Source organism: Paenibacillus terrisolis, from assembly GCF_056171975.1.
Genome location: NZ_JBKFGG010000016.1, coordinates 221,078 through 231,799 on the forward strand (window position 1 = coordinate 221,078; position 10,722 = coordinate 231,799).

Here is a 10,722-nt window from a genome sequence, read left to right on the forward strand (position 1 = left end):
GTAACCCACGCCTCACTCGCGCTTCATGCGCGAATGGGGCGTTTTTCTTTTTGGCAACAATAAAAACATAATAATAATCGATACTTTTTTATTGTAAAACGATAAATTATATGTTAAATTCAAAATTGAAAATACACTAAATGAGGTGCGTTTGATGAAACGGGGAACAACTCTTTTTTTAAAGCTAACAGTTTTTCTTATTGCCATTCCGGTTCTGGCTATGTGTATCTTGGGGTTACCCGCGATAGCAAACGATTCGGCTGGGCATTATCCGGTCGTTTGGCTTTACTCCTTTTTAATTGGCGCTTATGCGGCGGCGATTCCGTATTTTATTGCGCTGTACCAAGCTTTCAAGCTGTTGATCTATATCGACAGAAATGACGCGTTCTCGGAATTATCCGTAAAAGCATTAAAGAATATAAAATACTGCGGAGCCGCAATCAGTATCCTGTTTGTGGCAGTCATGCCGCTTCTTTATTTCGTTGCGGAGGATGAAGACGCTCCGGGCATCATCGTGATCGGATTGGTCGTTATTTTCGCCTCTATTGTGATTGCGGCCTTTGCCGCGCTTCTTCAAAAGCTGCTGAAAAATGCTATAGATATAAAATCCGAAAACGATTTGACGGTCTGAGGTGGGAATTATGGCGATTATCATCAATATCGATGTGATGCTGGCGAAAAGGAAAATGAGCGTAACCGAGTTGTCGGAGAGGGTCGGAATAACCATGGCCAACCTTTCTGTGCTAAAAAACGGAAAAGCAAAAGCCATCCGGTTCTCGACCCTAGAGGCCATTTGCAAAGCGCTGGAATGCCAACCGGGGGATATTTTGGAGTATCGGCCGGAAGAGGAGGTTTGAATAGCGCAGAAAAAGCCTGCCAGATCGCTTCCAGGTACCGGATCGACTTCGAGGATTGGATTTGCGTTAGAACAAATGGTTCAGTTTTCTCTGGTTTTCTCTGGTTTTCTCTGGTTTTCTCTGGTTTTCTCTGGTTTTCTCTGGTCTGGTCCGCTCTACTCTGGTCAACGACGTCCCGAAACACCGCATCCCTCCGACATTTAAAATAGCGGTCTTAAATGGCCTTATTTCCACTGGGGAACCCCATTCTGAATGAATAGCGCCATTTTATGGCCTTATTTCTTCAGAACAGCTCCTTTTCCCCTCGGTTTTGGGCTTTGTGCCGAAAATAGGGCCATTTTGTACCGCTATTTTCAGGAAAATGCGGTTTCGAAGTGAAATAAGGCCATTTTATGCCGCTATTCGAAAAATCGCTGTTTATTGTTGATTGCAGGCCAGGACGGCCTTGCTGGCGGCAGGCGCGTTTTACAACGCTAGAACGCCATATTATATTTTTGAACGATCTTGTCGATCACCGGTTTGATTAAGGAGTCGTCGACCAGGGATCGCTTGTCCGGCAGGAACAGCTGCAGCTTTTTGAAGTGGTAATAATCATAAAGGACCTGCTCGATGGATACCTGGTTCCGCAGTAAATATTTCACGTCGAGAAGCTCGCGCAGCAGCACGTCATCCTGAAGGACGATAAACTTCTCGTTGACCGGACTGAAAATGCCTCGTTCTATCCCTTCCCGGTAAAATTCCGCCGCCTGCTGTTCCCGCACGGATAATGCGTTTCTCAGCCGATTGTATTGCTCGGGATAATAAGCCTGGAGCTCTCGCAGCAAAATATCCGTAACGGACCGGACCAACAGGGCGGACTGCTCGAACAGCTGCTGAAACCGGATTCCGAACACGGCATCCCCCATATCCTCCGTCGTCTGCAGCACGAATTCGCCGAAATATTCGACATACGTGTCCATAAGCCCTTCGACGACTTCATCCTTGGAGGAAAAATACTTATACATGGTGGCGCGGCTAACATCCATATGCTTCGCGATTTCATCCATCTTCATATTTTGAAAGCCCTCTTTGATGACGACGGCATTGAGCTTTTTCAGCATTTTGGCTCTCGACGCGCTCAGATGATCCGGTATTTCCTTCATTTGACCGACCTCCCTATTACTTCTCTTTATTATACATGAAAAAATCAAATAAAAAACACACATATTACATTATAGACAAAATACATATTTTTTGTTTACTTTGCATCAAGTTGGTGTTATCCTCTTATCGAAAGCCGGTTCGGCGAGTGCGCACCCGAATCCGGCCAATCCGATTGTCAGAAAGAGGGATTTTCTTTGAAATTAAGCGCCAAAATCGCTTTACTCAGCTGCTGCGTCATCGTTACGTTTGCCAACATGCTTGCTGCTCCAGCCGTGAAATTGCTCGGGAACGAGTTCCCCGGCACAAGTTCGCTGCTGATTCAGTGGGTTGTCACATTGTCTTCCTTGTTTATTTTGCCGACCTTGTTTTTGGCCGGGCCTTTATCGCGAAGATTCTCGCGCAAGCACATCATTATCGCGGGACTCATCATATATCTAGTTGGCGGCGTGGGACCCGCCTTCATGAATTCGGTTCCCCGGATTCTCGTTTTTCGAGCTATTCTTGGGCTGGGGATCGGCATCGTCGCTCCAACGTACAACTCGCTGATTGCGGAAAATTTCCAGGGGCAGGAGCGTTCAAGAATGAACGGGCTGGTTTCCGCGATCAACGGCCTTTTCGGAGCCGTGTTCATGGCTTTGGGCGGGTTCATCGCCTCCTACGGCTGGAGAAACGTATTTCTGATGTACGCTTATGCCGTTGTGCTGCTCCTGCTGGTATCGTTCCTTATGCCGAAATTCCCGCCGGTACAAGGCGGCAAGCAAAGACAGGATACTCGCTTTGCTAAAATACCGCCTTTCTTCTATGCCGTAGCGCTCGCAGGCGGACTTCACGTCTTGTTGTTCTATACGATTCCGGCCAATTTGTCTCTGTATTTGTCGGAGACCGGCATCGGAACGGCATCCACCGTCGGATTTTTGACCGCGCTGGCTTTGATCGGATGCTTTATTTCCGGCCTCTATGTGACTCGATTAAGCGGGCTCATGAAGAAAGGACTGGTTCCTTTCGCGCTGGCGCTCTACGGAGCGGGGTTCCTGCTCGAAAGCCAGGCCCATGCCGTTTGGATGATGGCGTTATCCATCGTTCTCATCGGCTTTGCACAGGGCGTTTTATTCACCTTGTCCTTCAATAAAACGGCGGAAATTGTGCCTAGAGAACGGATGACCGCCGCCGTATCCATACTGCTGGCCTGCATCTATTTGTTCCAGTTCTTCTGCCCATTGTTCCTGGAAGGCATTCAGTCCCTCTTCGGGTTCGCCACCAACCGGGGAACCTATCTGGTCCTGGCCGTGGGAACGGGATTGGCCGCCATTGCGTTTCTGTTCAGGCTTGGCGGCAGTAAAGCCGCCGCGCCGCTTCATGTTTCGGATACGGCAAGCGGTAACGCGGAATAAACCTGCCCTCAGGCGGGCAAGCCTTCGCCGTTTCGCAGCATATCCATCAAAACCTCCATCGCTTTCGTATAAAAAGGGGTTGCCTGCGTGGCCAGAGAAAATTTGCGGATAAAAGGGAAGCCTTTGATCTTCAGCGTTTTCAAGGTCCCGAGGGCGACCTCTTTTCTTACCGTCCACTGGGACAGCAAGCTGATCCCAAGCCCGGCCTCCACCGATTCCTTGATGATCTGCGTGCTGCCGAACTCCATGATTTTGCGGGGATGAATGCCGTGTTCGTTGAACATTTTATCGACCGCTTCCCGGGTTCCCGAGCCGGACTCGCGGACGATCCATGTCTCTTCCTCCAGATCCGCAATTTCAATCGGGGTTTGATCGCCATAACGATGACTCGCGGGAGCAATGATCCACATGGCGTCATCGGCGATCGGTTCGATATGCAGCTTTTCATGCTGAAGCTCCCCTTCAATGACTCCGAGATCAAGCCGTTTCCCCGCAAGCAGTTCCTCGATTTCCTTCGTATTGCCGATCGTGATGGTCGGCCGGATATTCGGATACCGTTTCATGGCCTCGGCAATGATGTGCGGAAGCACGTACTCCCCATACGAATAACTTGCGCCGATCGCGATCTCCCCGCTTGCCGAATGCTTCATATCCTCAATCAAATAATTCATCCGGCCGTATAGTCCGAGTATCTCTCGGGCGTGATGATACACGATTTCCCCGGCTTTGTTCAGCCGGACATATTTATTGCTCCGTTCCAGCAGCTTCGTCCCCATCAACCGTTCCAGCGATTGAATATATTGGCTCACCGCCGGCTGGGTCATGTGCAAAAACTCCGCCGCTCTCGTAAAGTTTCCTTTCTCCGCTACGGCGACAAACACGCGCAAACCCGGGTCCATGTAAAATCCCCTCCATTTTAAACGTATTGTTGACACTAATTCATAACTAATTACTTATGACAATTATTATAATGATTTATTTTACTTATGATTAAACCCGATTTATGCTGTGAATGCAAATCATTCGGAGGTGATCTTATGGCTGCCGAAGCCAGAAATACAGAAACAGAATCTAGAAATGCGCCAAATCCATCCGGCAACCCGCCGGGAGCAAAAACCATCCAAGTCAAAAAAGTTCATGCCGCCCTATTCAAAGGAATCGGCTTTACGTTTATCATTGCGCTGCTTGGATACGGGCTGGCATATGTGCCCGGGTTCGACCGCGCCGGTCAGTTGGCCTGCTCGATTATCCTGGCGGTCATTTACCGCCAAATTTGGGGCTACCCGGAGAAGCTTCGCGCCGGAATCCAATTTTCGGGCAAAAAATTGCTGCGCCTTGCCATCATTTTGTTCGGGCTGAAGCTGAATATTGACGTGGTTCTGCATCAGGGGCTAGGCCTGCTCGTCCGCGACGCGGCGACGATCGGTTTTGCCATCGGCGTCACGATGCTGCTGGCCAAATGGCTCCGCGCCGACGTGCCGCTCAGCCTACTGCTTGGCATCGGGACGGGGATTTGCGGCGCGGCCGCGATCGCCGCCGTCTCCCCGATCCTCAAGGCCAAAGAAGAAGACACGGCCATGGGCGCCGGAATCATCGCGCTGGTGGGCACAGTGTTTGCCGTCGCCTACACGCTGATTCGGCCGTTGATCCCTTTGTCGGCCTTGCAGTACGGGATGTGGACCGGCGTAAGCCTGCATGAAATCGCCCACGTAGCGCTCGCGGCAGCTCCGGCCGGACAGGACGCGCTCGCCGTAGGCCTGCTGGCAAAGCTCGGACGCGTATTTTTGCTCGTTCCGTTCAGTTTTATTTTAATGTGCCTCGTTAACCGTAAAGCAAAGCGTAAGGGCGAAGCCGAACAAGGCGCCAAAATCGAATTTCCGTGGTTTTTGATCGGATTCATCGTCATGAGCCTGCTGGGAAGTTATCTTGTCGGAAGCTACATCGTCGTCCCTGCGGGAGTCATGAACGGTATTGCCAAGGTTACCACGTTTGTGCTCACGATGGCCATGGTTGGCCTCGGCCTGAACGTGAACCTGAAAGAGCTCCGCTCCAAAGCGCTGCGTCCGCTTGCCGCCATGCTGATAACCTCGATTCTGCTCTCAACGTTGACCATGATCTCCTTGGCATAGAGAACATCTATATAATCATCAATATTTATAGATGTTATTTAACACAAAACCGGATAGCCGTTCATATCGGAATGACATACCTGGCTTACTCTGATATTAAAGAAAATCAAAAACCAGGAGGGTGTCCGATTTGATCAAACAACGAAACCGATGGCTGATGATTTTGGCCGTATTGATGCTGTCTTTCTCCCTTGCCGCCTGCGGAAACAACGCGGCAAACAACGGATCCGCGAATTCAGGCAACAACGGATCCGGTACGAATGGCTCCGCGCCCGCTAACGCCAGTGGAAATACTGCAGGAGACGCTTCGGCAGCAGCCGGAAATAAGGCGGAAACGGAAGCCGAGGCGGATCAACCAAAATCCGATGAACCGCTTGTTGTTTACCTGAACGATTTTGACGAAATCATCAAACCTCTATTTGAAGAAGCAACCGGCTACAAGCTGGAACTCGTAACCGGCAACGGAGCGGAGCTCGCCTCCCGCATTGAAGCCGAAAAAGCAAATCCGCACTGGGATGTCGTCTGGATGGATTCGATGCCAACCATCGACCAAATGGGCAAAAACGGTGATCTGCTTACGGATTGGACGCCAAGCAATGCCGGCAATCTGACCGATTTCGCAAACTCCGTCGTACCGGCTAACCACTCCTATTATCCGACCGGCGCTCACGCCGCTTCTGTCATCATTTACAACACGGACGCATACAGCGCCGATAAAGCGCCGAAAACATGGGCGGATCTGACCGATCCGAAATTCAAAGGCGCCGTGGGCATGGCCGATCCCGCCGTGGCCGCACCAGCTTATCCGTTCGTCGCTTGGTTTTTCCAAAATCAAGGCATGGACGCGGGCAAGCAGTACTTTGACAGCCTGATGAAGAACGGCATGCATGTTTATCCGAAAAATCCGAACGTGGCCAAAGCCTTGACCGGCGGAGAAATCAAAGCGGCCGCCCTGCAAGAAAGCAACGCATACACGCTCAAAAATGACGGCGCTCCGGTAGATATCATCTGGCCGGCGGAAGGTTCGCCAGCTTCGGTTCGCGTAGCCGCCATTCAGAAAAACTCGCCGCATATGGATGCCGCCAAAGCGTTCGTGGAGTTCCTGCTTGATCCGAAAACCCAGCAAGCGCTGATCGACAAAGGGGAAGAAAGCTATTTCGAGCCTTCCGCCAAAGGCGTAACGCCGAAACCGGATCGTGCCAAGGATGCCAAGCTGGTCGTAGCCGAAGCCGGTTGGGCCGGCGAGCATGAAGGTGAAATCAAGCAATGGTTTGCCGATAAAGCGGTGAAATAACAAAGATGTCCAAAATATTCGCTTATGGAAACAGGACTGGCTGGTTTGTACTAGCCGTCCTGTTCCTCCTTATTTTGCTGCCGCTGGCAGCCGTCGTGATTCAAGTGGCGCTTCCGGGAATATTTTTCGGCAAGTTCGAGTGGGGAGATCTCGCCCTGCTTCTTGATGTTTTCCGGCGGCCGCTCTGGTTCGTCTCCCTCAAAAACTCCCTGTTGCTCGGCATCGGCACCACCATCTTCGGAACCATCGTCGGTGGTGGGCTTGCCATGGTCCGATCGCGGTGGTCTTTTCCCACGGCAAGACTGCTTGATCTTACCGTATGGCTGCTGATCATTACACCGTCGTTCATTCTTGCGCAGGGCTGGGTCATGTTCGCGTCCGCCGACGGGCTTGCCGCCAAATGGCTGGGACTTTCCGGTCTGCACTCGCTGGTGTTCTCGCCGGGCGGTCTGATCGTCGTCATGACGCTAAGCAAATTTCCGTTCGCCTATCTGACGATCAGCACCGCGCTTGAATGGAAGCTCGATCGCTTAAGTGAGGCAGCCCGGATGTCCGGTGCCTCTCCTTGGACGGTCCTTCGTACCGTCGAAATTCCACTGCTGCTGCCGGCCATTTGCTCCGGCGCCATGCTCGTGTTCATGGATACGGTGGGGGACTTCGGTCTTCCGGCTTCGATCGCCACGGTTTTCCGGTTTCCGACTCTGCCCTATTCGATCTATTCCGCGCTGTACACCTCGCCGATCCGGTTCGATATGGCGGGAGCGCTGTCGTTTTATCTCGTCTTGCTTATCGCGCTTGCCATGAGCGTTCAATTATACGCCATGCGCAAGGCACGGTTTGATTTCCTGTCTTCAAGGGCTACGCGAAGCGTTGCCAAACGACCGACCAAAGGCGTATACGCGTTTACGGCCGTCAATCTCGTCTTCGTAGCCATCGTGATCGGCATTCCGCTGGGCGCGAACCTGCTGATGTCCGTGACCGAATCGTATTTCGGCAAAACCCGGTTAACGCTGCAGTACTATCGTCAGGTGTTCAGCGGCGAGGGAGCGCTGCTTAGCGGCTTGCTTCATTCGCTCGAAATCGCCGCGGTCGCGGCCTGCATCGGGCTCGTCGCCGGATTCTTGGTCGCTTATGTTCTCACCTATTCACAGTTCAAGCTGCGTAAGGCGATTGACGTCATTTCCCTTGTCTCGCTTGCCGTTCCCGGCATCGTTCTCGGCATCGGCTATATTTTCATCTGGAACCAGCCTTGGCTGGAGCATGTCGGACTGCTGCTGTACGGGACGCCGTGGATCCTAATCCTGGCCAGTGTGGCGGGAGCCATCCCCGTGATCGCCCGGGTGATCACCGGATCAATGGCCAAAGTGCCGGGGCAATTGTTGTCCGCCGCGCAAATGCAGGGGGCCGGTTTCACCACACGGATCACGACCGTTCTCGTTCCGTTGATACGCGGGGCTCTATTGTCCGCCGGACTCGCCGCCTTCGGGGCCAGCGTGTTCGATCTGGCGATCGCCTCCATCCTGTATCCGCCCAATTTCATGACCTTGCCCGTCGTGATCAACAAAGCCTTCGAGGACTTGGATTTTGGGTTTGCCGCGGCGGCTACCTTGACCGGCGGCGGCCTGGTCATCATCATTATTTGGCTGGTTGAACTTATGTTTAAGCGAAGCCGGAACATTACGGGAGGAACCACGATATGAATCCAATACTAGAAGTCGAGGGGCTCGGCAAAGCTTACGGCTCCTTCACCGCGCTGCACGAAATCAGCTTTGCCGTACAGCCGGGCGAAATCATCAGCGTCCTCGGCCCTTCCGGCTGCGGCAAGTCAACGCTGCTGCAGCTTATTGGGGGGCTGCAGCAGCCGGACCGCGGCGAAATCCGGCTCCGCGGGCAAAGTATCGCAACGGCTTCCCGCTCGCTTCCGCCGGAAAAACGGCGCATCAGCATGGTGTTTCAGGATTATGCGTTATGGCCTCATATGAATGTGTTCGACAACATTTCTTACGGACTTCGCCTGCAAAAAACGCCCGCCGACGCCGTTCGGCAGCGGGTTGCCGAGCTGGTCTCCCTCCTGCATCTGGAGGGACTAGAATACCGCCTGCCGCCGCAATTGTCGGGCGGCCAGCAGCAGCGCGTCGCCATCGCCCGCGCGCTTGCGACCAAGCCGGACCTGCTGCTGCTCGACGAGCCGCTGTCCAATCTCGACATGCGCCTGCGGATCGAAATGCGGGCGGAAATGGCCTATTTGCTCCGTCAGCTCGGCACCACGGTGTTCCATGTTACGCATGATCCCGAGGAGGCCTTCGCCATGGCCGACCGGCTGATGATCATGCGGGCGGGCGCCGTCGACCAGATCGACCTGCCGCAAAACTGCTACCGGCTGCCGGCGACCCGTTCGGCGGCCATGCTGCTCGGCGCAGGCAACCGCCTCGCAGGCGAACGGGCCCGCTTGCGGGATGGCGGCAGCGCCATCCGCGTCGGCGACGCCGTCCTGCGCGGCGTGGAGCCGGCCGGGGAAGCCGGCGGCGCCGCAACGGCAAGCGCGCCGAGCGCTGCAGACGCGGCGGAGCTGCTGTGCCGGCCGGACGCGCTCGCCTGGCTCGGGGCGGACGCCGCCGCCACGCCTGATGGCGCGCGGACGAGTGCCGCCCGCGCGGAATCGGCCGCCGCGCTGGAGCCCGGCACAGCCGGCGGCGTTTCCGCAGCCACCCGCGATGCCGCCAGCAGCGCCGAGGGTACCGCCGCTTTTAGCGCTTCCGGTGCCCCCGGCGCCAGCGTCGCCGCAGCCAACCTGCTGCAAGTGCAGATTCTGCATAGCATTTTTGAAGGCAATCACTGGCGCGTGCTGGCCCATACCGAGGACCGGCAGCCCGTTTCTTTTTTGCATCATTCCCAGCTCGAAGCGGGGATACGGGGAAATTTGAGCTTCGCAGCCTCCGACGCCTATCTGTATCCCGTCGACAATGAAAGGTAGATCAATATGGCACGTCTCTTTGTCATTTCCGACATCCATGGACATACAAAAGGAGCCCGGCAGCTGCTGGACTTGGCCGGGTATTCGCCCGACACCGATAGACTTATCCTGCTCGGCGATTTTATGGACACCGAGCCGGTCACCTGGGACGCCCTCGAAGATGCCCGTACCCTTACCCGCCAAGGCGCTATTGCGATCGCGGGCAATACGGAGCTCTCGCTGCTGAAGTCGGCGATCCAAAAAAAGCTTCAAGAAGACGCGCCTTTCGCAGATCGCTCCGCTGATTTGGATTTCATTCGAGGGCTGCCGCTTTACAAGCAGCTTGACTCCTATCTGTTCGTACATGCGGGCCTGAAGCCGGGAGTTCCGCTCCACCGCCAATCGGTGGCGGATATGACGACCATCCGCCAGGAATTCTGGAACAGCGACGAACGGCTGCCGTATCAGCAGATCATTTTTGGCCATACGCCAACCCAAAGAATGGGTGCCGAACCCGGGGAGCTGTGGTTTGGGCCCGGCAAGCTCGGCATCGACACCGGAGCAAAACACGGCCTTCGGCTCACCCTCGTGGAATTGACCGATCAATTGACTTATTCTTGTTCGACCGATCCGGCTAACCTTTACAAAGATATCCGCCGGTCGGCCTTTCAGCTCATTCCGGCAGCCGGCAGCCCTAGCCCCGGGCTGCTGCGGCCGCAGCAAAACTAGATGTAACGGGCTAAGGGGCCAGACCATTCACCGAGAGCTGGGTCAAGTTCAGGCAGACCGGATGAGATGCGGCTCCATAACGGAGACTGCCAGCCACGACGGGATTGGAACCCAAGAAGGCTAACTGATTGGCATCCAAACCAAATTAACTCCAAATCATCCCGTTAATTCAGCCGTAACCGGGTCTAACACACTAACTAACTCCATTTCCTCCAGCTAAATTAGC

The 10,722-nt window shown here is 54.1% G+C and carries 10 protein-coding genes; 8 read left to right on the plus strand and 2 right to left on the minus strand.

Annotation, left to right across the window (positions count from 1 at the left end; all coding sequences use genetic code 11):
- Positions 1 to 154: 154 nt before the first annotated feature.
- Positions 155 to 631: a DUF2975 domain-containing protein gene (locus ACI48K_RS15530; protein WP_475028517.1), complete on the plus strand. Its 477-nt coding sequence runs from the start codon at positions 155 to 157 to the stop codon at positions 629 to 631.
- 10 nt (positions 632 to 641) lie between these two features.
- Positions 642 to 857, plus strand: coding sequence for a helix-turn-helix domain-containing protein (locus tag ACI48K_RS15535; protein ID WP_475028518.1), 216 nt, complete (start codon positions 642 to 644; stop codon positions 855 to 857).
- A gap of 473 nt (positions 858 to 1,330) precedes the next feature.
- Here ACI48K_RS15535 and ACI48K_RS15540 read toward each other — a convergent pair whose 3' ends face one another.
- The gene (locus ACI48K_RS15540) at positions 1,331 to 1,999 is read right to left on the minus strand and encodes a TetR/AcrR family transcriptional regulator (RefSeq protein ID WP_475028519.1); all 669 of its coding nucleotides are present in this window, start codon (positions 1,997 to 1,999) and stop codon (positions 1,331 to 1,333) included.
- 195 nt (positions 2,000 to 2,194) lie between these two features.
- Between ACI48K_RS15540 and ACI48K_RS15545 the strand changes: the two genes are divergently transcribed.
- Entirely contained in the window at positions 2,195 to 3,391 is a 1,197-nt protein-coding gene (locus ACI48K_RS15545) for an MFS transporter (protein WP_475028520.1), read from the plus strand.
- Between the two features lie 8 nt (positions 3,392 to 3,399).
- Here ACI48K_RS15545 and ACI48K_RS15550 read toward each other — a convergent pair whose 3' ends face one another.
- Positions 3,400 to 4,290, minus strand: coding sequence for a LysR family transcriptional regulator (locus ACI48K_RS15550; RefSeq protein WP_475028521.1), 891 nt, complete (start codon positions 4,288 to 4,290; stop codon positions 3,400 to 3,402).
- 138 nt (positions 4,291 to 4,428) lie between these two features.
- Between ACI48K_RS15550 and ACI48K_RS15555 the strand changes: the two genes are divergently transcribed.
- The 5 genes from ACI48K_RS15555 (at position 4,429) to ACI48K_RS15575 (ending at position 10,496) form a co-directional block, all read left to right on the plus strand.
- Positions 4,429 to 5,520 carry a YeiH family protein gene (locus ACI48K_RS15555; protein WP_475028522.1) on the plus strand — a complete coding sequence of 364 codons (1,092 nt, stop codon included), beginning with the start codon at positions 4,429 to 4,431 and terminating at the stop codon, positions 5,518 to 5,520.
- 130 nt (positions 5,521 to 5,650) lie between these two features.
- Positions 5,651 to 6,814 (plus strand): extracellular solute-binding protein, encoded by a 1,164-nt coding sequence (locus tag ACI48K_RS15560; protein ID WP_475028523.1) that lies wholly within the window; start codon positions 5,651 to 5,653, stop codon positions 6,812 to 6,814.
- A 5-nt stretch (positions 6,815 to 6,819) separates the two neighbouring features.
- On the plus strand, positions 6,820 to 8,514 hold the full coding sequence (locus tag ACI48K_RS15565; protein WP_475028524.1) for an ABC transporter permease: 1,695 nt from the start codon (positions 6,820 to 6,822) through the stop codon (positions 8,512 to 8,514).
- Positions 8,511 to 9,788 carry an ABC transporter ATP-binding protein gene (locus tag ACI48K_RS15570; RefSeq protein WP_475028525.1) on the plus strand — a complete coding sequence of 426 codons (1,278 nt, stop codon included), beginning with the start codon at positions 8,511 to 8,513 and terminating at the stop codon, positions 9,786 to 9,788. The genes ACI48K_RS15565 and ACI48K_RS15570 overlap by 4 nt, the downstream gene beginning before the upstream one ends.
- A gap of 6 nt (positions 9,789 to 9,794) precedes the next feature.
- Positions 9,795 to 10,496: a metallophosphoesterase gene (locus tag ACI48K_RS15575; protein WP_475028526.1), complete on the plus strand. Its 702-nt coding sequence runs from the start codon at positions 9,795 to 9,797 to the stop codon at positions 10,494 to 10,496.
- The last annotated feature ends 226 nt before the right edge of the window (positions 10,497 to 10,722 follow it).